Origin of the sequence: Streptomyces sp. NPDC090994 (assembly GCF_044768905.1) — a bacterium.
Lineage (GTDB): Bacteria > Actinomycetota > Actinomycetes > Streptomycetales > Streptomycetaceae > Streptomyces.
Genome location: NZ_JBIVWS010000004.1, coordinates 27,521 through 47,940 on the forward strand (window position 1 = coordinate 27,521; position 20,420 = coordinate 47,940).

Consider the following 20,420-nt stretch of genomic DNA (forward strand, 5'->3'; position numbering starts at 1 on the left):
CCCGCCCCCCTTCCCTTCCCCCCCCGTTCGGCGCATCCCCACCTCCCTCCCGCCCCGCATCCGGGCCATGGTCGTAGGAGCAGCAGGCCCGCAGGACGCTCGTACGGCAGGAGGGGTGGCCAGAGGTGACCGGCACCGCAGGAGGCCCCGGGGACGGCGACGGCGCCCCCGGTCCGGGAGCGGGGGCGTCCGCGACCGGGAGCGGACTCCGGCGCCGCCGCGGTCGACGTTGGCTGCGCTGGTCGGCGCTCGGCACGGCCGTCGCCCTGACCGGCGCCGCGGGTATCGGCTGGACGGTCTACACCGAGCTGGACGGCAACATCACGCCCGACGAGGCCGCCGCCGCCGAACTGGCCCGGTACGAGAAGGAACGCCCCGCCTCACTGGTGCGCGGGGCGCGGAACATCCTGTTGCTCGGCTCGGACTCGCGGTCGGGCGAGGACAACTCCCGCTACGGGCGCGACCCGGGCACCGAGCGGTCGGACACCGCGATGCTGCTGCACCTGTCGGCGGACCGGCGCAGCGCCACCGCCGTCTCCCTGCCCCGCGACCTGATGGTGGCCGTGCCGGGCTGCCGCCGCCCGGACGGCTCCCGGTCGGCGCCGGCCTTCGCGCAGTTCAACTACGCTTTCGAAGTGGGGGGTTCGGCCTGCGCGATCCGGACGGTGGAGAAGCTGACGCGCATCCGGATCGACCATCACGTGGTCGTCGACTTCCACGGTTTCAAGAAGATGGTCGACGCGGTCGACGGCGTCGAGATGTGCCTGCGCGAGCCGGTCACCGACAAGGCGGCCAGGCTGCGGCTGCCGGCGGGCCGGGTGACGCTGAGCGGGGAGCAGGCGCTCGGTTACGTCCGCGCCCGCAAGTCGCTCGGCGACGGCAGCGACACCGAGCGGATGGAACGGCAGCAGCGGTTTCTCGGGGCACTGGTCAACAAGGTGCGGAGCAATCGGGTCCTGCTGAATCCGGTGAAGCTGTATCCCGTGCTGGACGCGGCCACGTCCTCGCTGACGACCGACCCCGGCCTGGCGAGTCTGCGTGGTTTGTACGAACTCGCGCGGGGACTGCGCGACATCCCCACGGAACGGGTGCAATTCCTCACCGTGCCACGGGAGTCGTGGCCCCCGAACCCCAACCGCGACCAGCTCGTGGAGCCCGCGGCCCGGAGACTCTTCGCCCGGCTGCGGACGGACGAGCCGGTCACGGTCGCCCGCGCCGCCGAGCCCCGCCCGGGCGGCCGGCACGCCCCCGGCCGGTCCGGCGATGCCGGTGGCGCGGACTCCGGCGACCACGGGCCGTACGAGCACGGCGACGGTCCGTCGCCGGAAAAGCGGTCCGGCGAGCCCGCGGACGGCCTTTCGCCCACGCCGGCATTCCCCGGGAACACGGCCGCCGAGGACCCGTGCGGGTAAAGCGGACTCCAAGGAAGCGCACAACATCGGACGCCGGTTCGCGAGAATGTGCGGATTGCCGGGTGTAAGCACCGTGGAATACGTCACCAGCGTCGCCGTACCCCGAACGGGGCGGTTAGTGTGAGCGATCCGGTGTGCCCTACCGCGAGTTCCTTCTCGGTCGGGCCCTGAACGACCGAGAGACCCGAGCGCCTTGGAGGGGAAAGGCGCCACGTGGCCCCGACGGAGGATTCGGACAACCGTGGACTCGCAAGGCCGTGGGCGGGCGGACGACATCGACCCCGCAGACCAGTGGGTACTCAACCCGCACACTGGCGAATACGAACTGCGACTGACCCCTTCCGCACCGCAGCCGTCGGTACCGGGCCCCCGCAGATCCGCCCGGAAGAGGACCGCCGCTGACGGCACCGGTGCGGGCGCGGACGGGACCGGCACCGCGGACGCCCCGCGCGGAAACCGGGCCGCACCGGCCCCGCCCCGGGACGTCCCGCCCCAGCGGCGGCGGCGCGGCGCCCCCGAGGAGCCGCCGCCCGGCCGGCGCGGCCGTCGCCCGGAGAAGAAGAAGTCCAAGGGCCGCAAGGTCCTGCTGTGGACCGGCGGCACGATGGCCTTCCTGATCCTCGGCACGGCCTCGGCCGGGTACTTCTACCTGGAGCACCTCAACGACAACATCACGGCCGTCTCCGACGACGGCGCGAGCACCGGTGGCTTCCAGAAGGACAAGGCGATCAACATCCTGCTGATCGGCACCGACAAGCGCACCGGCGCGGGCAACGAGAGCTACGGCGACGCCGGCAGCGTCGGCCACGCCGACACCACGATCCTGCTGCACGTCTCCAAGGACCGCTCCAACGCCACCGCGCTGAGCATCCCCCGCGACCTGATCGTCGACGTCCCCGACTGCCCGACCGAGCAGGAGGACGGCTCGACGAAGGTCATCCCCGGCACCACCGGCGTCCGCTTCAACACCAGCCTGGGCCAGGACGGCCGTACGCCCAGCTGCACCGTGCGCACGGTGACCGAGCTGACCGGGGTCCAGCCCGACAACTTCATGGTGGCCGACTTCAACGCGGTCAAGACGCTGACCACGGCGGTCGGCGGGGTCGAGGTGTGCCTGGCCAAGGACATCGACGACCCGGACTCGCACCTCAAGCTGTCGGCGGGCACCCACACCATCGAGGGCGAGCAGGCCCTCGCCTTCGTCCGCACCCGGCACTCGGTCGGCTTCGGCGGCGACCTGAGCCGGATCGGTCTCCAGCAGCAGTTCCTCAGCGCGCTGATGCGCAAGCTGAAGTCGAACGACACCCTCACCAGCCCCTCGAAGATGCTGAAGCTCGCCGAGGCGGGCACCGAGGCGCTCACCGTCGACTCCCAGCTCGACAGCATCAGCAAGCTGAAGGACCTCGGTCTGGAGCTGGGCAAGCTCAACGTCAAGAACCTGACGTTCACCACGGTGCCGGTCATCGACAACCCGGAGGAGACGGTCAAGACGACGGTCGTCCTGAACGAGTCGACGGCCCCCGAGGTCTTCAACATGATCCAGAACGATGTCTCGTTCACCGAGGTCAAGCAGCAGAAGAAGAAGGAGAAGGCCGCCGTCGCCGCCCGCCTCAAGGGCACCAAGGCGGACGCCTCCGAGGTCCGCGTCCGCGTCCTCAACGGCGGCGCGCCGAGCGGCAGCGCCCAGGAGGAGCTGACCTGGCTGCAGACGGAGGCCGGCGTCACCAAGTCCGAGAACGGCGGCAACGCGGAGAAGGAGCTGAGCAAGACCCAGCTGGAGTACGACCCCGACCAGGCCGACCAGGCCCGCCGCCTCGCCGACCTGCTCGGCCTGTCCGGCTCGGCCATGAAGCCCGGCGAGTCCGTCACCAACGCCCAGGGCCTGCCCACCATGACGCTGACCCTCGGCAAGGACTTCAAGGGCGCCGGGGTCAAGCTCAACGCCACGTCGAACACGTCGGTGGACGTCGACAAGTCCACGGCCGACGAGGTGAAGTGCGCCGAGTGAACCCCGCGGCCACGTCTCACGTCTGACAGGGCGGCTCCGGCGTACAACCCATCGGGGCCGCCGTTCGTCCACCTCATGGTGGACACGTCACAAGGGCGGAGACCGGGATGTCACTGAGCGGTGCGCACACGCGGGGAGGGTGTCCCTGAACCACCTGGATGCCGAGAGACACCCGTAGTCGTTCGACGCTGAACCAGGCGGATAATGTGAGCGTCCCCAGCGCTCACCGTGCCCACTGCCGTGCGGCCCGCCCGGCGTCGCGCACTTGCTGATTCTGACCGCGCACCTTCCGGACAAGGTGCCGCGTGGCTCCCGACGGAGGATTCGGACAACCGTGGACGCGCAAGGCCGTGGGCGGGCGGACGACGTGGACCCCGCAGACCAGTGGGTACGCAACCCGCAGACCGGCGAATACGAACTGCGAATGCCGCAGTCCGCGCCGCAGCAGCCGGAGCCGTCCTGGCCCCGGCAGCACAACCCCCGCACCGCCTCGCCCCCGGGCTCGCCCGCCGGGCCACCCGCAGGCGTGCCCGGCCCCCGGACCACTCCCGGCCCCGGCCCTGACGTCCCGCCCCAGCGAAGACGCCCCTCCGGCCCCGAGGAGGCGCCGCCCGGCCGGCGCGGACGCCGCCCGGAGAAGAAGAAGGGCAAGGCCGGCAAGATCCTGCTGTGGACCGGCGGCACGATGGCCTTCGTGATCCTCGCGGCCGGCACCGGCGGCTACTTCTACCTCAAGCACCTGGAGGGCAACGTCGCCACGACGGACGTCGGCGACGCGGGCGCCAGCAGCTTCCGCAAGAACGAGGCGTTCAACATCCTCGTCATCGGCACCGACAAACGCACCGGCGCGGGCAACGAGGGCTACGGCGACACCGGCAGCGTCGGCCACGCCGACACCAACATCCTGCTGCACGTCGCCAAGGACCGCTCCAACGCCACCGCGCTGAGCATCCCCCGCGACCTGATCGTCGACATCCCGGACTGCCCGACCACGCTGGAGGACGGCACCGAGAAGGTCATCCCCGGCACCACCGGCCAGCGCTTCAACAACAGCCTGGGCCAGGACGGCCGGGACCCGGGCTGCACGATGCGGACCGTCGAGGCGGTGACCGGCATCAAGCCCGACCACTTCATGATGGCGGACTTCAACGCGGTCAAGACGCTGACCACCGCGGTCGACGGCGTGGAGGTGTGTGTGAGCCACGCCGTCGACGACAAGGAGTCCAAGCTCAAGCTGAAGGCCGGCGAGTCCACGGTGGAGGGCGAGCAGGCCCTCGCCTTCCTGCGCACCCGGCACTCCTTCGGCAACCGGGGCGACCTGGACCGGATCGGAGTACAGCAGCAGTTCCTCGGCTCGCTGATGCGCAAGATGTCCTCCGGCGACACCCTCACCAGCCCCACGAAGCTGCTGAAGCTGGCCGAGGCCGCGACCAAGGCGCTCACCGTCGACAGCGCCATCGGCAACGTCGGCACGCTCAAGGACATCGCCCTGGAGCTGAAGAAGGTGCCGACGAAGAACATCTCGTTCACGACGGTGCCGGTCGACGACAACCCCGCGGAGACGGTCAAGGCCACGGTGGTGCTGCGGCAGTCGGAGGCCCCCCAGCTCTTCGACCTGATCAAGAACGACGTCTCCCTCACCGAGGTCGAGCAGCGGGAGAAGAGCGAGAAGGCCGCCGTCGCCGCCCGCCTCAAGGGCACCAAGGCGGACGCCTCCGAGGTCCGCGTCCGTGTCCTCAACGGCGGCGCCCCGAGCGGCAGCGCGCAGTACGAACTCAACTGGCTCCAGGGCACGGCCGGCGTCGCCAAGTCCGAGAACGGCGGCAACGCGGAGAAGGACCTCGCCAAGACCCAGCTGGAGTACGGCCCCGACCAGGCCGACCAGGCCCGCCGCCTCGCCGACCTGCTCGGCCTGTCCGGCTCGGCCATGAAGCCCGGCGAGAGCGTCACCAACGCCCAGGGACTGCCGACGATGACCTTGACCCTGGGCAAGGACTTCAAGGGCGCCGGCGTGAAGCTCAACGCCTCGTCCGCTTCGACGCAGGTGAAGAACAAGACCACGGCCGACCAGGTGAAGTGCGCCAGTTGAACGCGACCGGGGCGGCTCGGGCGGCGGCACGGTGCCGCCGCCCGTGGGCGGGGAGGGACACGCAGTGAAGACGGACAACAGCGCACCCGTCACCGGCGCACCCGGTGACGCCGGTGACGCCGGCGACGGGGAGGACAGCGGGCCCCGCCCGCGCCGCCGCCGCGGGCGCGGGCGCGCGCTCCGCTGGACCGCGATCACCCTCGCCGTGGTGATATGCGGGACGGCCGGCGCCGGCTACCTCTACTACCGCCACCTCAACAGCAACATCAAGAAGGACGAGCTGAACCTCGGCGACAGCAAGGTCGCCGAGCCGACGCCGAACGCGGCCGGGCAGACGCCGCTGAACATCCTGGTCATCGGCTCCGACGCGCGGGACACCGAGGAGAACCAGAAACTCGGCGGCGCCAAGGAGACGTTCGGCTCGGCGCCGCTCGCGGACGTCCAGATGCTGGTGCACCTCTCGGCCGACCGCACCAACATGTCGGTGGTCAGCATGCCCCGCGACACCCTGGTGCAGATCCCCAAGTGCACCGACCCCGACGACGGCACCGTCTATCCGGCGAGCGACGGCCGGACGATGACCAACCAGAGCCTCGGCCACGGCGGCCCCGGCTGCACGGTCGCCACCTGGCAGGAGCTGACCGGCATCCACATCGACCACTTCGTCATGGTCGACTTCGCCGGCGTGGTGTCGATGGCGGACGCCATCGGCGGCGTCCCGGTGTGCGTGGACGCCAACATCCACTCCCGGGACAGCGAGGGCCACGGCTCCGGTCTGAAGCTGGAGAAGGGCACCCACTCCATCAAGGGCGAGCAGGCCCTGCAGTGGCTGCGCACCCGGTACGGCTTCGAGGACGGCAGCGACCTGGCCCGCGCCAAGGCGCAGCACATGTACATGAACTCGATGGTCCGCGTACTGCGGGAGAACGCCACCCTGAGCAGTCCCAACAAGCTGCGGAAGCTGGCCGAGGAGGCCACCGGGGCGCTCACCGTCGACTCGGGCCTGGGCTCCGTCTCCAAGCTCTACGACCTCAGCAACGAGCTGCGCAAGGTCGAGCCGAAGCGGATCACCATGACGACGATGCCCAACCGCTACGTGGGCTCACGCGTCGAGCCCACCGAGGACGCCGAGCAGCTCTTCCGGCTGGTGCGGGAGGACATCGCGCTGGACGGCAAGGACGCGAAGGACAAGACGGAGAAGACGGAGAAGGCGGCGGAGGCATCGGAGGCGGCGTCGGCGTCCGGGACACCGGAGGACCCGGCCGCCGCCGACGGCGAGATCGCCGTGCAGGTGCGCAACGGCACCGCCACCGAGACCCAGGGTGCGGCCGGCGGGCGGGCGAGCGCGGTGGCGGACGCGCTGGTGGCGGACGGCTTCGGCAAGGCGGTCGCGGACCAGGGCGCGTACACCGGCGAGGAGACCACGGTCGTCCGGTACCCGAGCGCCGACCTGGAGGGCGACGCCCGGCGGGTCGCCGAGTCGCTGGGCATCCCGTCGAGCGCGGTGAAGAAGTCGACCTCCGTCACCGGCGTGACGCTCGTCGTCGGCGCCGACTGGCGGGACGACGGCGCCTACGAGGCGCCGAAGGAGGACAACACCACGCCGAAGTCGGCGGAGGCCCTCAACGGCGCCGACGAGTCGGCCTGCATGCACGTGAACCCGGCGTTCACCTGGTCCTGACCTCAGTGGGCGCCGGCGGTGTCCGCGTCGGCGTCCGGCAGCACCGCCGCCCGCCGCGAGGCGATCACCTTGCGGGCCAGCGACTTCGGGCTGGTCAGGAAGCCCCAGCCCCACGACATGTGCATGGTCGCCAGGGCCACCGGGATCTGGAGGCGGGCCTTGAGCGGCAGCCCCTTCCCGGCGGGCAGCGACCCGGCGACGATCGCCGCCAGGTAGCCGCCGGGGATCACGAAGCCCCACGGGGTGAGCACCGCGCCCACCACGATCCCGGCGGCTATCGCGCACACGGCGGTCGGCGGGGCGAGGTAGCGCAGGTTGATGGAGCCGGAGTGGTAGCGGGCGACGACGTGCCGCCAGCGGCCGTAGTCCTTGTACTGCTTGGCCAGCGCCTTCACGCTCGGCCGGGGCCGGTAGGAGACCTTCAGCTCGGGCGAGAACCAGATCAGGCCGCCGGCCTCGCGGATGCGGAAGTTCAGCTCCCAGTCCTGGGCGCGGATGAACTCCTCGTTGTAGCCGCCCTGCCGCTCCAGCGCCTCGCGGCGGAAGACGCCGAGGTAGACGGTCTCGGCCGGGGCGGCCTCGCCGCCGGTGTGGAAGGCCGCGTTGCCGACGCCGATCTTCGACGTCATGGCGGCGGCGACGGCGTGCTCCCAGTCGTTCTCGCCCTCGGCGTGCATGATGCCGCCGACGTTCTGCGCGCCGGTCTCCTCCAGGAGCCGTACCGCCGTGGCGATGTAGCCCGGCGACAGCATGCCGTGGCCGTCGACGCGGACCACGACCGGGTGCCGGGACGCCTTGATCGCGGCGTTCAGCGCGGCGGGCGTACGGCCGGTGGGGTTCGGGACCACGTGGACGCGGGGGTCCTCGCGGACGAGTTCGGCGGCGATCTCCTCCGTACGGTCCGCGGACGGACCGACGGCGATCACGACCTCCATCTCGCCCGGATACTCCTGGGCGAGGATGGCCTGGACGGCGCCGCGCAGATGACGTTCCTCGTTGAGGACGGGCATGATCACGGAAACGGCGGGGAGCCGCACATCGGACTTGGCGTTCATCGGGGCTCACGTTACCGCGAACGGGGGACACGGGTGCGCGCCGCGGGGTCCGGTGCCCCGGTCCGCAGATCGTATGGGCCTACGGTGCTCAGGATCCCACGTCCGGCACACCGTCCCGGCACACCAGGGACTGTCCTCGCGGAGGTGTCCCCTTGTCCACGCCGCCCCGCTCCCCCGCCCCCCGGGTCCCGGCCGCGCCCCCGGAGCGGCCAGGGGCGCGCACCGGCCGTCGCGCGCCCGTACGGCGGAGGAAGCCGCGCTGGGCCGTACGGATGTCGAGCGCGCTGTCGGTGGTGGTGCTCGCCTCGGCCGGGATCGGGCACGCGGTGCTGACCGGGCTGGACTCCGACATCGACCGGGTCGACGCCTTCAAGGACATGAAGAACCGCCCGCGGGCCGGTCACGGCATGAACGTCCTGCTGGTCGGCACCGACGGCCGGGACCGGATCTCCGAGCAGGAGCGGCGCCGGTTCCGGCTGGGCGGCGAGCCCTGCCACTGCACCGACACGATCATGATCGTGCACCTCTCGGCGGACCGGAAGCGGGCGAGCGTGGTCAGCCTGCCGCGCGACTCCTACGCCCGGACCCCGCCGCACACCGACCGCACCACCGGCAAGCGGCACGAGGGTCACCCGCTGAAGCTGAACGCGGCGTACGCCGAGGGCGGCCCGCAGCTGACCGTGCGCACGGTGGAGTCCATGACCCGCGTGAAGATCGACCACTATCTGGAGGTCGACTTCACCAGCTTCATGAAGACGGTCGACGTGCTCGGCGGCGTACGGATCTGCACCGCGCGGCCGCTGAAGGACAGCCACACCGGCCTGGACCTGCCGGCCGGCACGCACACCCTGAAGGGCGGACAGGCCCTCCAGTACGTCCGCTCCCGCCACCTGGACGGGGCGTCCGACCTGAGCCGGATGCGGCGCCAGCAGCGTTTCATGGCGGCCGTCATCGACCGGGCGACCTCCTCCGGCATCCTGCTGAACCCGGTGCGGTTCCGGGACGTGACCCGGGCGGTGCTGGGCTCGGTCCGCGCCGACAAGGGCTTCGGCGCCGACGAGCTGCTGGCGCTGGGCCGCGCGATGCGGAACTTCTCGCCGTCGTCGTCCGAGTTCACGACCGTCCCCGTCGCGCGGACCGAGTACGCCGTGAAGGGCGTCGGCTCGACCGTGAAGTGGGACGACGACGCGGCCGGCCGGCTGTTCGCGGCGCTGCGCGAGGACCGTCCGCTGGCCGCGCCGGAGCCGGAGTCCGCGCCCCGTTCCCCGGTGCCCCGGGTCCCGGTCGACCCCGGGCGGATCAGCGTGCAGGTCGCCAACGGCACCCGTACGACCGGGCTCGGCAAACGCGTCGACCAGGCGCTGGCACAGGCCGGTTTCCGCACCACGGGCGCCCCGGTCAACGCGGCGGAGCCCACCGTGCGGCGGACCGTCGTCGTCTACGACCCGCGCTGGGACAACTCGGCGAAGTCGCTGGCCGCGGCCCTGCCCGGAGCGGAGCTGCGGCCGGTCGAGGGCCAGGGCGCCACGCTGAGGGTGATCGCGGGCGCCGACTTCGAGAAGGTCCGCGAGGTGCGGCCGGCGGAGCCGGCGCGGGACACCGGGACGGGAGCGGTGGTCCGGGGCGACGAGGTGGTGTGCGGCGAGCGCTGAGGCGGGCGGCCGGGAGCACCCGGCCGGCACCGGCCGGTCTCAGTCGGCGGAGACGGTGACCTTCTCGTCGTTCTTCAACTCGTCGACCAGCGTCTTGACCTTCGCGGTGTCCCACTGGAGGTTGCCGTTCGAGGCGTTCCCCGCGATCGGCATGTTCATGGAGGTGCCGTCGCCGCCGCTGACGCCCTTCATCGCCCAGAACATGCCCGCCAGGTCGAACAGGCCCATGTCCTTGTCGACGACGAGGGAGTCCAGGCCCGCGCCCATGGTCGGGTAGAGCTTGAACGGGTTGAGGACGGTGGACGGGGTGGCGACCTGGTTGGCCAGGGCCGACAGGAACTTCTGCTGGTTCTTGGTGCGGTCCAGGTCGGAGCCGGCCAGCGCGTACCGGGTGCGGACGAAGGCGAGGGCCTCCTCGCCGTTCAGGGTCTGCTCGCCCTTCTTGAAGTCGGCGCCGGACTTGGTGTCCTTGATGTCCTGCGGGATGTCGATGGTGACGCCGCCGACCGCGTCCACGATGTTGGCGAAGCCGCCGAAGCCGATCTCGACGTAGTGGTCGATGCGCAGCCCGGTGTTGTACTCGACGGTGCGCACCAGCAGCTCGGGGCCGTCCTCGGCGTACGCGGCGTTCAGCTTCACGTGCCGGCCGGTGCCCTGGTAGGTCTTGCCGGACTCGGAGCCCTTGAAGGTGGGGATCTCGACGTCCGAGTCACGGGGCAGCGACACCAGCGTGGAGCCGTTGTCGCCGGTGTGCAGGATCATCATCGAGTCCGTGCGCTTGCCCTCGGCGGAACCGGTGTGCAGTTCCTTCTTCTCCTCGTCGGTCATGCCCTCACGGCTGTCGGAGCCGACGATCAGGTAGTTGGTGCCCTCGCCGGCGTCGGGCCGGTCGATGACCTTGGAGAGGTCGACGTCGCGGTTGAGCTTGGAGTCGGCCCAGAAGTAGGTGCCGACGCTGGTGACGACCAGCACGGTCGCCACGGTGATCGCGGTCCACTTGATCCGGCGGCGCCAGTCCGGCGCGGGGCGCCCCGGGCCGCCGGGACCGGCCGGGCCGTGGCCGCCGGGGGTGCCGTAGACCTGGCCGGTGTTGTAGCCGCTGTCGTATCCGCCGGGTCCGCCGCCGCCGTCGACGTACGTCGGCTGCTGCGGCACCCCGCCGTACGGCGGTGCCGCCGGGCCCTGTCCGGGCGGCGACTGGCCGCGCCGGACCTGCCGCATCACGCGGGCGCTCTCGGGCTGCGCGCTCGCGCTGCCGCGTCCGTACCGGCCGCCGTTGTCGCCGGGCCTTCCCTCGGGCCAATCGCTCATGCGGACCAGTGTGCAGGTCCCTGCTGTGCCCCATACAAGGGTCGTCGGAAAATCAGGGCCGCGCTGTTGCGAAGCTGACACAAATCACACCCATGTCGGCTCGGCTTAGGGTGGAGGTCATGACAGACCAGGCACCCCAGGCCTCGGCCGAGCGGCCGGCGACGCCGGAGATCCCGGGCAAGCCGACCTCGGCCTCCCGCACCACCCTGAGCCACATCATGACCCACAACGACACCAATCTGCTGGGCACGGTGCACGGCGGCGTGATCATGAAGCTGGTGGACGACGCGGCGGGCGCCGTCGCCGGGCGCCACTCGGGCGGCCCCGCCGTCACGGCGTCGATGGACGAGATGGCGTTCCTCGAACCGGTCCGCGTCGGCGACCTCGTCCATGTGAAGGCCCAGGTCAACTGGACCGGCCGGACCTCGATGGAGGTCGGGGTGCGGGTCCTGGCCGAGCGCTGGAACCAGTCCGCCCCGCCCACCCAGGTCGGCTCCGCCTACCTGGTCTTCGCCGCGGTGGACGCCGACGGCAAGCCGCGCGCGGTGCCGCCGGTGATCCCGGAGACCGAGCGCGACAAGCGGCGCCACCAGGAGGCCCAGATCCGCCGCACCCACCGCCTGGCCCGCCGCCGCGCGATCATGGAGCTGCGGGAGCGGAGGGCGGCGGAGGGGTTCGCGGACTAGTCCGGCGTACAGGGGGGCTACGCGTACCGAGGGCTACGGGTACGCGGGGCTACGCGTACCCGCGGCTGCGTACGCGGAGGGCTACCGGACGACGTAGCTCTCGATGTGGTCGATCACCGTCGTCACGGCCTGCCGGTAGGCGGTGCTCGACCGGCGGACCTGGGACAGCAGCATGCCGCCCTGGATCGCGGCCAGCAGGGCGGTGGCGAGTACCGCCGGGTCCGCGTGCTCGTTCAGTTCGCCCCGCGCCTTCATGCGCTCCAGCCCCGATCTGATGGGGCTCTCCCACCGGTCGAAGGCGGCGGCCAGTCCGGTGCGCGCCGCCGGAGCGGTGTCGGCCAGTTCACTGGCGAGCGAGCCGATCTCGCAGCCGCCCTCGCACCCGGCGGCGTCCTGCCGGTCCCCGGCCCGGTCGCACCACTCCCGCAGCGCCTCGATGCTGTCCAGATGATCGAGCAGGGGGCGCTGCTGGGCGAGCCTGGCGTCGGTCTGGTGGTCGATGACGGCGAGGACCAGGCCCTGCTTGTCGCCGAAGTAGTGGTAGATCTGCGACGCGCTGACCCCGGCGGCGGACTGGATGTCCGGGATGCTCGTGCCGCCCACACCCCGCTGGTGCATCAGTTCCGCGGCCGTCTCGACGATGCGGTCCCGGGTCCTGCGGCCGGCCTCGGTGAGCCGGGGCTGCTCCGGGCGGTCCGCCCGCACTGGCGTGTTCATGGATGCACCCTACCGAAGTTGGAATTGACATTCCAATCACTCGACCGAGAGGTTGGAGAAGTCATTCCAGCCCGTGCGGTTCTCCCGCGGCTCCAGTGAGGTGCGCCATGTCGCTCGACCCCCAGATCAAGACCCTGCTCCGGCAGACCGCCGAGCACGCCGGACCGGCCCCGGAGACCCTGACGGTCGCGGAGAACCGTGCCGCCGGGGCCGCCTTCGCCGCCCTGGCCGGCGATCCCGTGCCGGTCGCGGACGTGACGGACACCGCCGTCCCCGCCGACGGCCGGGACATCCCCGTACGCCTCTACCGGCCCGCCGGCCCCGGGCCGCGGTCCGGTCCGCTGCCCGTGACCGTCTTCCTCCACGGCGGCGGCTGGGTCTTCGGCGACCTCGACACCCAGGACCACATGGCCCGCGCCATGGCCGCCCGCTCCGGCACGATCGTGGTCTCCGTCGACTACCGGCTGGCCCCCGAACACCGCTTCCCGGCCGCGATCGAGGACGCCTACGCCGCGCTGACCTGGGTCGCGGACCGCGCCGCGGAGTTCGGGGGCGACGGCGGGCGGATCGCCGTGTTCGGCGAGAGCGCGGGCGGCAACCTGGCCGCGGTCCTCGCCCAGGAGGCCCGGCGCCGGGGCGGGCCGCGCATCGCGCTCCAGGTGCTCGCCTACCCGGCGGTCGACCGGTTCGACGACAGCCCGTCGATGTACGAGCACATGGCCGGACCGGTCCTGTCCCGCTCCTACCTGGAGTGGTTCTGGGGCGCCTACCTCAGCACCCCCGACCAGGGCGCCGACCCCCGCGTCTCACCGCTGCGCGCGGACGACCTGACCGGACTCCCGCCCGCCGTCGTCGTCACCGCCGGACACGACCCGCTGCGCGACCAGGGCGACCGCTACGCCCGCGCCCTGGCGGAGGCGGGCGTGGCGGTCCGCCACCTCCCGGTCGCGGGCGCCGTCCACGGCTTCCTGTCGTTCACCGGGCCGGTGAAGCTCTCCCGGGACGTCCTCGGCCAGTTGGGCGACGCCGTGGCCGCGGCCTTCGACTGACCGGGGCCGCACGGTCGCCGGCCGCCCCCCGGGCGCTCGCCGCGGGGGGGTTCCTACGGGAGGTTCCGGGCCATCACGATCCGCTGGACCTGGTTGGTGCCCTCGTAGATCTGCGTGATCTTGGCGTCGCGCATCATGCGCTCCACCGGGTAGTCGCGGGTGTAGCCGTACCCGCCCAGCAACTGCACCGCGTCCGTGGTGACCTCCATCGCCACGTCCGAGGCGAAGCACTTGGCCGCCGCGCCCTGGAAGGTGAGGTCGGCGTCGCCGCGCTCGGACTTGGCCGCTGCGGCGTACGTGAGCTGGCGGGCGGCCTCGATCTTCATGGCCATGTCGGCGAGCATGAACTGGATGCCCTGGAAGTCGGCGATCGGCCTGCCGAACTGCTTGCGCTCCCGCACGTAGCCCTTGGCGTAGTCCAGGGCGCCCTGGGCGATGCCGAGGGCCTGGGCGGCGATGGTGATGCGGGTGTGGTCCAGGGTCTTCATCGCCGTGGCGAAGCCGGTGCCCTCCTCTCCGATCATGCGGTCGGCGGGGATGCGGACGTTGTCGAGGTAGACCTCGCGGGTGGGCGAGCCCTTGATGCCGAGCTTCTTCTCCGGGGCGCCGAAGGAGACGCCCTCGTCCGACTTCTCCACGACGAAGGCGGAGATGCCCTTGGACCGCTTGGCCGGGTCGGTGACCGCCATGACCGTGTAGTACTCGGACTCGCCGGCGTTGGTGATCCAGCGCTTCACGCCGTCGAGGACGTAGAAGTCCCCGTCGCGGACCGCCTTCGTCTTCATGCCGGCCGCGTCCGAGCCCGCGTCCGGCTCGGAGAGGCAGTACGAGAACATCGCGTCGCCCTTGGCGAGCGGCGCCAGGTACTTCTTCTTCAGCTCCTCCGAGCCGGAGAGGATCACCGGGAGGGAGCCGAGCTTGTTCACCGCCGGGATGAGGGACGAGCTGGCGCAGACGCGGGCCACCTCCTCGATGACGATCACCGTGGCGAGGGCGTCGGCGCCCGCGCCGCCGTAGGACTCGGGGACATGCACCGCGTGCAGGTCGTTCGCGGTCAGGGCGGCCAGCGCCTCGCGCGGGAAGCGGGCCTCCTCGTCCACCGCGGCGGCGTGCGGCGCGATCTTCGCCTCGGCCAGCGCGCGGACGGCGTCGCGGAGCATGCCGTGCTCCTCGGACGGGCGGTACAGGTCGAAGTCAGCCGATCCGGCCAAGGTCTCTCACGCTCCAGGACGAAGTGATGACGACGCTAACTACTGTTAAGTAACCCAGATTTTAGAACCGCGTCGGCGGCCATGGGTAGGTGAGCTTGACGACAGCCGCAGGCTGCCCGTCCAGGGGCCGCGCCATGCCCCCGGTTATGCTCACTCCCGCACCCGCCGTACGTCTCTGGAGCATCCATGGCCCTCAAGATCACCGTGATCGGCACCGGCTATCTCGGCGCGACCCACGCGGCGGCCATGGCGGAGCTGGGGTTCGAGGTGCTCGGTCTGGACGTGGTGCCGGAGAAGATCGAGATGCTGCGGCGCGGCGAGGTCCCGATGTACGAGCCGGGACTCGAGGAGCTGCTGCGCAGGCATGTCGCCGGGATCGAGGGGTCCAGCGGGCGGCTGCGCTTCACCACCGACTTCGAGGAGGTCGCGGCCTTCGGCGACGTGCACTTCCTGTGCGTGAACACGCCGCAGAAGCACGGCGAGTACGCCTGCGACATGAGCTACGTCGAGTCGGCGCTGGCCTCGCTCGCCCCGCACCTGCGCGGCTCCGCCCTGGTCGTCGGCAAGTCGACGGTGCCGGTCGGGTCGGCCGACCGGCTGGCCGCCTACCTCGTCGAGCACGCCCCGGCGGGCGGCGACGCCGAGCTGGCCTGGAACCCGGAGTTCCTGCGCGAGGGCTTCGCCGTCCAGGACACGCTGCACCCGGACCGGATCGTGGTCGGCGTGCGCAGCGAGCGGGCGGAGAAGCTGCTGCGGGAGGTGTACGCGACGCCGGTCGGTGAAGGGTCTCCGTTCGTCGTCACCGACTTCCCGACCGCCGAGCTGGTGAAGACCTCCGCCAACTCCTTCCTCGCCACCAAGATCTCCTTCATCAACGCGATGGCCGAGGTGTGCGAGGCCGCCGACGGGGACGTCGCCAAGCTGGCCGAGGCGATCGGGTACGACGACCGGATCGGCAAGAAGTTCCTGCGGGCCGGGATCGGCTTCGGCGGCGGGTGCCTGCCCAAGGACATCCGGGCGTTCATGGCCCGCGCCGGTGAGCTGGGCGCCGACCAGGCGCTGACCTTCCTGCGCGAGATCGACTCCATCAACATGCGCCAGCGCGGCCGGATGGTCGAGCTGACCCGGGAGGCGCTGGGCGGCGGCCCGTTCCTCGGCAAGCGGGTCGCGGTCCTCGGCGCCACCTTCAAGCCCGACTCCGACGACGTACGGGACTCCCCCGCGCTCAACGTCGCCGGGCAGATCCACCTCCAGGGCGGCCAGGTCACGGTGTACGACCCCAAGGGCATGGCCAACGCCCGGCGGCTGTTCCCGACCCTCGGGTACGCCGAGTCGGTGACGGAGGCGGTGCGCGGCGCGGACGTCGTGCTGCACCTGACGGAGTGGCGGGAGTTCCGCGAGCTGGACGCGGAGGCGCTGGGCGAGGTCGCGGGGGCCCGGGTGATCCTGGACGGGCGCAACGCGCTGGACCCGGAAGCGTGGCGGCGGGCCGGGTGGACGTACCGGGCGATGGGCCGGCCGACGGCGTAGGCGCTCCGCGCGGCAGCCACTCGGCAGTCGCGACACGCGCCCCTCGCACCACCCTTCGCGCCGCGCTCACGCGCCCTTCGCGCGGTACCTCCGCATCTTGGCGCGCGCCCCGCACACTCGCATCGAGCACCAGCGTCCGCGTCCGGCGGGACTGCGGTCGTAGTACGCCCAGAGACAGTCGGCCGCCTCGCACGCCTTCAGCCGCGTCCAGGTCCCCGCGATCAGCGCCTCCGCGACGGCGGCGGCGATCCGGGCGGTCAGGGACCCCGGCCGGGCCGGGGCGAGCGCGGCGGAGCCGTCTGCGGCGTCGACCGTCACCAGCAGGGGGCCCTCGGCCAGCAGCTCGGCCAGCGGTGTCACCGTGCGGTGCGGCGGATGGCCGGCGTGGGCGAGCAGGACGGCCCGCAGCGACTCGCGCAGTTCGACGGCCGCCGGCACCTCGTCCTCCGTGAGGCCGAACCGCGCCCGGCCCTCGGGCGTGCCGAGCGAGTCGGCGCCCGTCTCCACGTCCAGGGTGTTGACCAGGGACTCGACCAGCGCGAGGCCCCCCGGCGCGGGCGCTCTCTCACTCATGCCTGCGACGTTACCGCCGTTGAGGATGCATGGAGTAACCCGTTACTGGCTACTCTCCCTTTACCGGTAACCACCGGACCGGACTTCACCGGACTCCAAGGAGGAAGTCATGGCTGTCGCCGAACTGGGCGTCGTCGTCCTGGACTGTCCCGACCCCCACGCCCTGGCCGGTTTCTACGCCGAGGTGCTCGGCGGGACCGTGGAGGACCAGGGCGACTGGGTCGACCTGAAGCTGCCGGACGGGCAGGCGCTGGCCTTCCAGGCCGCCCCCGGGTTCGTACCGCCGCGGTGGCCCGCGGCCGACCACTCGCAGCAGTTCCACCTGGACCTGGACGTGCCCGACCTCGACGCGGCCGAGCGGGCCGTGCTGGCGCTGGGCGCGAAGCCGCTGGACGCGGAGGACCGCGCCCGGTCCTTCCGGGTCTACGCGGACCCGGCCGGGCACCCGTTCTGTCTCTGCGCCGCCTGACCGAGGAGGTTGCCCGCATGGCATCCGTGGCACGTTTCCGTTCCGTCGTCGTCGACTGTCCCGACCCGCGGGCGCTGGCCCGCTTCTACGCGCAGATCGTGGGCGGCACGCCCGAGGAGGAAGACCCCGACTGGGTGGTGCTCCGGGTACCCGGCGGGCCCCGCATCGCCTTCCAGCGGGCGCCGGGCCTGACCCCGCCGGAGTGGCCGCGCGCCGACCGCAACGCCCAGCAGTTCCACCTCGACTTCGACGGCGGGTCGACGTGGGAGGAGATGGACGCCGCGCACGAGAAGGTGCTGGCGCTGGGGGCCCGGGTGCTCGACGCGGAGGACCGGGAGAAGAAGGACTTCGTGGTGTACGCCGACCCGGCGGGGCACCCCTTCTGCCTGTGCCGGATCGAGCACCCGTAGGCCGGCCGCGGTCGGCCGTTGACCGTCAGCCGTCGGCCGTCAGCCGTTGACCGTCAGCCGTCAGCCGTTGACCGCCGCCGTTGACCGTCAGCCGTCGGCCGTTGACCGCCGGCGGTTGTCCCTCTGCCGTTGACCCGTCAGCCGTCCAGGTCGGTGATCGTCGCCGTGGACGGCTGGCGGCGCACCTGGAACGTCCGCGCGGTGAACGCCGCGTCGCGCAGCACCCGCTGGACGTTGCCCCAGGTCAGCAGCGCCACGTCGGCCTCGTCCCAGCCGCGCCGCAGCAGCTCGGCGACGATCCGGGGGTAGCAGGAGGGGTCGCCCAGCTCCTGCGGATGGGCGGTGCCGGTGTCGTACGTACCGGACAGGCCGACGCCCCGCGGGCCGGCGACGTCACGGACGTGGTCGAGGTGGTCGGCGACGTCGCGGACGGTCGGGCCCGTCTGCTCGGCGGTCAGCGGCACCATGCACAGGCCCCCGGCCGCGCCCAGCTCGGCCAGCAGGTCGTCGGGGAGGTTGGCGGGGTGCGGGCGCAGGGCGCGGGCGGCGGAGCGGGTGCACAGCGCGGGCGCCTTGGAGACGGCGAAGGTGCGGCGGACCGTCGGCGCGGAGGCCCCGGAGAGGTCGACGATCACCCCGAGCCGGTTCATCTCGCGGACGACCTCCTCGCCGAACCGGGTCAGTCCGGCCTCGCTCGCCCAGCTGGCCCCGGTCAGCGTGAGCACGCGCAGGCCGAGCAGGTGCAGCGAGCGCAGGATGCCGAGGGAGTCGCCGACGGCGGCGGCGCCGGCCGGTCCGGGCAGCACGGCGACCCGGCCGCAGTTGCGGGCGTCGATGGCCTCGCCCGCGTCGTAGGCCAGGCGCAGCCCCTCGGGGTGGTCCCGGACGACCGTCTTGACCAGGTCAAGCTGTTCCAGCGTGGCACCGACGGCCCGGTCGCCGGCGAGCGCCTCGGGCAGGTGCAGGGACGCGAACAGCACTCCGACGTGCCCCTCGCGCAGCCGGGGCACGTCGGTGCCGACGGCGGTCTCGCCGAGTTCCAGGTCGTACCAGGGCAGGTGCTTGAGCGCCCAGGGCAGTCCGCTGTACCCGTCGGCGACGGGGTGTGCGGCGAGTACGGCGTGCGCCCGCTCCAGCGGCGCGGCGTCCGGGTCCGGGGCGGGTGGGCAGGGCTCCGGTGCGGGGACGCGGGTGGGGGAGGGCGTGGGCAGGTCGTCCAGCTCGCCGGCCTCGGTGCTCGGGTGCAGGTCGTCCTGGAGGTCTGCCATGGCGGGCTCCGTACGGTCGTCGTGCAGTACCGACACCGTCGCACGGAGCGTGACGGGCTTCCTGGTGGGTGGGCCGTCAGGGGTACGCCGCCCGGCGTACCCCCGCACACGGCCCGGGGTCAGCCGTCGAGCGCGTCCAGCGTGGCGTTCGACGGTCCCCGGGTGCCCTTGAGGGAACGGGCCACGTCCTCCGCGTCACCCAGCACCCGTACCGCGTTCTTCCAGGTCAGCTTGGCCAGGTCGGCCTTGGACCAGCCTCGGTCGAGCAGCTCGGCGATCAGGTTGGGGTAGCCGGAGACGTCGTCGAGGCCGGCCGGGGTGAACGGCGTGCCGTCGTAGTCGCCGCCGATGCCGAGGTGGTCGACGCCGGCGACCTCGCGCATGTGGTCGAGGTGGTCGGCGACCGTGGCGACGGTGGCGACCGGACGCGGCCGGCTCTCCTCGAAGGCGCGGTGGACCTTCATCGCGTCCGGGCTGGTGTCCAGGTGGTGGAAGCCGTGCGCGCGCATGTTCTCGTCGGCCTCGGCCGTCCAGTCCACGGCCGCCTGGAGCACGAACTTCGGCACGAACGTCACCATCGCCACGCCGCCGTTGGCGGGGAGGCGTTCCAGCACGTCGTCGGGGATGTTGCGGGGGTGGTCGCAGACGGCCCGCGCGGAGGAGTGGGAGAAGATGACCGGCGCCGTGGAGGTGTCCAGCGCGTCCCGCATGGTCGTCGCGGCGACGTGCGAGAGGTCGACCAGCATGCCCTCGCGGTTCATCTCGCGCACGACCTCTCGGCCGAAGGCCGACAGCCCGCCGACGCCGGGCTCGTCGGTCGCGGAGTCCGCCCACGCCACGTTGTCGTTGTGGGTGAGGGTCATGTAGCGCACGCCGAGCGCGTACAGGCCGCGCAGCGCGGCGAGGGAGTTGTCGATCGAGTGCCCGCCCTCCGCGCCCATCAGCGACGCGATCCGGCCCTCGGCCCGCGCGGCCTCCATGTCGGCGGCGGTCAGCGCGGCCCGCAGCTGACCCGGGTGGCGGTCGATGAGCCGCCGTACGCAGTCGATCTGCTCCAGCGTCGCGGTGAGCGCGCCGGGCAGGTCGGAGCGGACGTACACCGACCAGTACTGCGCGCCGACCCCGCCGGCCCGCAGCCGGGCCAGGTCGGTGTGCAGGTGGGCGGACTGGTCGGTGGCGATGTCGCGGGCGTCGAGGTCGTAGCGGACCTGTTCGCGCAGCGCCCAGGGCAGGTCGTTGTGGCCGTCGACGACGGGGAACTCGCGGAGCAGCTCGCGTGCCTCGTGCAGTGGGGTCATG

Annotated in this window: 17 protein-coding genes; 10 read left to right on the forward strand and 7 right to left on the reverse strand. The window is 72.1% G+C overall.

The window, feature by feature from the left end; all coding sequences use genetic code 11:
- Positions 1–125 precede the first annotated feature (125 nt).
- From ACIQR3_RS10300 to ACIQR3_RS10315, 4 genes are all read left to right on the forward strand, one after another.
- Entirely contained in the window at positions 126–1,412 is a 1,287-nt protein-coding gene (locus ACIQR3_RS10300) for an LCP family protein (RefSeq protein ID WP_403536860.1), read from the forward strand.
- Between the two features lie 241 nt (positions 1,413–1,653).
- The gene (locus tag ACIQR3_RS10305) at positions 1,654–3,420 is read left to right on the forward strand and encodes an LCP family protein (protein WP_403536863.1); all 1,767 of its coding nucleotides are present in this window, start codon (positions 1,654–1,656) and stop codon (positions 3,418–3,420) included.
- A 334-nt stretch (positions 3,421–3,754) separates the two neighbouring features.
- Positions 3,755–5,509, forward strand: coding sequence for an LCP family protein (locus ACIQR3_RS10310; RefSeq protein WP_403536865.1), 1,755 nt, complete (start codon positions 3,755–3,757; stop codon positions 5,507–5,509).
- Positions 5,510–5,573: 64 nt separating this feature from the next.
- The gene (locus ACIQR3_RS10315) at positions 5,574–7,190 is read left to right on the forward strand and encodes an LCP family protein (RefSeq protein WP_403536868.1); all 1,617 of its coding nucleotides are present in this window, start codon (positions 5,574–5,576) and stop codon (positions 7,188–7,190) included.
- A 2-nt stretch (positions 7,191–7,192) separates the two neighbouring features.
- Here ACIQR3_RS10315 and ACIQR3_RS10320 read toward each other — a convergent pair whose 3' ends face one another.
- A complete protein-coding gene (locus tag ACIQR3_RS10320) occupies positions 7,193–8,245 on the reverse strand; it encodes a glycosyltransferase family 2 protein (RefSeq protein ID WP_215165026.1) in 1,053 nt (350 codons plus the stop codon).
- A 272-nt stretch (positions 8,246–8,517) separates the two neighbouring features.
- On the opposite strand from ACIQR3_RS10320, the gene ACIQR3_RS10325 reads away from it, so the two are divergent.
- Entirely contained in the window at positions 8,518–9,897 is a 1,380-nt protein-coding gene (locus ACIQR3_RS10325) for an LCP family protein (RefSeq protein WP_403537776.1), read from the forward strand.
- A gap of 39 nt (positions 9,898–9,936) precedes the next feature.
- On the opposite strand, the gene ACIQR3_RS10330 is transcribed toward ACIQR3_RS10325, so the two are convergent.
- Positions 9,937–11,208: an LCP family protein gene (locus tag ACIQR3_RS10330; RefSeq protein ID WP_215165025.1), complete on the reverse strand. Its 1,272-nt coding sequence runs from the start codon at positions 11,206–11,208 to the stop codon at positions 9,937–9,939.
- Positions 11,209–11,327: 119 nt separating this feature from the next.
- Between ACIQR3_RS10330 and ACIQR3_RS10335 the strand changes: the two genes are divergently transcribed.
- Complete coding sequence (locus ACIQR3_RS10335) at positions 11,328–11,894, forward strand: acyl-CoA thioesterase (protein ID WP_403536872.1); 567 nt, start codon at positions 11,328–11,330, stop codon at positions 11,892–11,894.
- Positions 11,895–11,975: 81 nt separating this feature from the next.
- Here the strand turns inward: ACIQR3_RS10335 and ACIQR3_RS10340 are convergent, their stop codons facing one another.
- Positions 11,976–12,611 (reverse strand): TetR/AcrR family transcriptional regulator, encoded by a 636-nt coding sequence (locus ACIQR3_RS10340; protein WP_403536875.1) that lies wholly within the window; start codon positions 12,609–12,611, stop codon positions 11,976–11,978.
- A gap of 107 nt (positions 12,612–12,718) precedes the next feature.
- Between ACIQR3_RS10340 and ACIQR3_RS10345 the strand changes: the two genes are divergently transcribed.
- Positions 12,719–13,660 carry an alpha/beta hydrolase gene (locus tag ACIQR3_RS10345; RefSeq protein WP_403536878.1) on the forward strand — a complete coding sequence of 314 codons (942 nt, stop codon included), beginning with the start codon at positions 12,719–12,721 and terminating at the stop codon, positions 13,658–13,660.
- Positions 13,661–13,713: 53 nt separating this feature from the next.
- On the opposite strand, the gene ACIQR3_RS10350 is transcribed toward ACIQR3_RS10345, so the two are convergent.
- A complete protein-coding gene (locus ACIQR3_RS10350; RefSeq protein ID WP_403536881.1) occupies positions 13,714–14,871 on the reverse strand; it encodes an acyl-CoA dehydrogenase family protein in 1,158 nt (385 codons plus the stop codon).
- Positions 14,872–15,057: 186 nt separating this feature from the next.
- Here ACIQR3_RS10350 and ACIQR3_RS10355 point away from each other — a divergent pair, with 186 nt between their 5' ends.
- Positions 15,058–16,401: a UDP-glucose dehydrogenase family protein gene (locus tag ACIQR3_RS10355; RefSeq protein ID WP_403536884.1), complete on the forward strand. Its 1,344-nt coding sequence runs from the start codon at positions 15,058–15,060 to the stop codon at positions 16,399–16,401.
- Between the two features lie 66 nt (positions 16,402–16,467).
- On the opposite strand, the gene ACIQR3_RS10360 is transcribed toward ACIQR3_RS10355, so the two are convergent.
- Complete coding sequence (locus ACIQR3_RS10360; protein WP_403536887.1) at positions 16,468–16,974, reverse strand: CGNR zinc finger domain-containing protein; 507 nt, start codon at positions 16,972–16,974, stop codon at positions 16,468–16,470.
- Positions 16,975–17,083: 109 nt separating this feature from the next.
- Between ACIQR3_RS10360 and ACIQR3_RS10365 the strand changes: the two genes are divergently transcribed.
- Both ACIQR3_RS10365 and ACIQR3_RS10370 read left to right on the forward strand, forming a co-directional pair.
- Positions 17,084–17,443 carry a VOC family protein gene (locus ACIQR3_RS10365; RefSeq protein WP_403536890.1) on the forward strand — a complete coding sequence of 120 codons (360 nt, stop codon included), beginning with the start codon at positions 17,084–17,086 and terminating at the stop codon, positions 17,441–17,443.
- A gap of 17 nt (positions 17,444–17,460) precedes the next feature.
- Positions 17,461–17,853, forward strand: coding sequence for a VOC family protein (locus tag ACIQR3_RS10370; RefSeq protein ID WP_403536892.1), 393 nt, complete (start codon positions 17,461–17,463; stop codon positions 17,851–17,853).
- A gap of 137 nt (positions 17,854–17,990) precedes the next feature.
- Here the strand turns inward: ACIQR3_RS10370 and ACIQR3_RS10375 are convergent, their stop codons facing one another.
- Together ACIQR3_RS10375 and ACIQR3_RS10380 are read right to left on the reverse strand one after the other, a co-directional pair.
- Positions 17,991–19,121 (reverse strand): dipeptidase, encoded by a 1,131-nt coding sequence (locus ACIQR3_RS10375; RefSeq protein WP_403536895.1) that lies wholly within the window; start codon positions 19,119–19,121, stop codon positions 17,991–17,993.
- A 119-nt stretch (positions 19,122–19,240) separates the two neighbouring features.
- Positions 19,241–20,419 (reverse strand): dipeptidase, encoded by a 1,179-nt coding sequence (locus tag ACIQR3_RS10380; RefSeq protein WP_403536898.1) that lies wholly within the window; start codon positions 20,417–20,419, stop codon positions 19,241–19,243.
- Between the last annotated feature and the right edge of the window lies 1 nt (position 20,420).

Excerpts from the sequence above, each read along its gene's own strand:
- ACIQR3_RS10320 (WP_215165026.1), bottom strand. The coding sequence starts at position 8,245 with ATGAACGCCAAGTCCGATGTGCGGCTCCCCGCCGTTTCCGTGATCATG.
- ACIQR3_RS10325 (WP_403537776.1), top strand. The coding sequence starts at position 8,518 with ATGTCGAGCGCGCTGTCGGTGGTGGTGCTCGCCTCGGCCGGGATCGGG.
- ACIQR3_RS10330 (WP_215165025.1), bottom strand. The coding sequence starts at position 11,208 with ATGAGCGATTGGCCCGAGGGAAGGCCCGGCGACAACGGCGGCCGGTAC.
- ACIQR3_RS10335 (WP_403536872.1), top strand. The coding sequence starts at position 11,328 with ATGACAGACCAGGCACCCCAGGCCTCGGCCGAGCGGCCGGCGACGCCG.
- ACIQR3_RS10340 (WP_403536875.1), bottom strand. The coding sequence starts at position 12,611 with ATGAACACGCCAGTGCGGGCGGACCGCCCGGAGCAGCCCCGGCTCACC.
- ACIQR3_RS10345 (WP_403536878.1), top strand. The coding sequence starts at position 12,719 with ATGTCGCTCGACCCCCAGATCAAGACCCTGCTCCGGCAGACCGCCGAG.
- ACIQR3_RS10355 (WP_403536884.1), top strand. The coding sequence starts at position 15,058 with ATGGCCCTCAAGATCACCGTGATCGGCACCGGCTATCTCGGCGCGACC.
- ACIQR3_RS10360 (WP_403536887.1), bottom strand. The coding sequence starts at position 16,974 with ATGAGTGAGAGAGCGCCCGCGCCGGGGGGCCTCGCGCTGGTCGAGTCC.
- ACIQR3_RS10365 (WP_403536890.1), top strand. The coding sequence starts at position 17,084 with ATGGCTGTCGCCGAACTGGGCGTCGTCGTCCTGGACTGTCCCGACCCC.
- ACIQR3_RS10370 (WP_403536892.1), top strand. The coding sequence starts at position 17,461 with ATGGCATCCGTGGCACGTTTCCGTTCCGTCGTCGTCGACTGTCCCGAC.
- ACIQR3_RS10375 (WP_403536895.1), bottom strand. The coding sequence starts at position 19,121 with ATGGCAGACCTCCAGGACGACCTGCACCCGAGCACCGAGGCCGGCGAG.
- ACIQR3_RS10380 (WP_403536898.1), bottom strand. The coding sequence starts at position 20,419 with ATGACCCCACTGCACGAGGCACGCGAGCTGCTCCGCGAGTTCCCCGTC.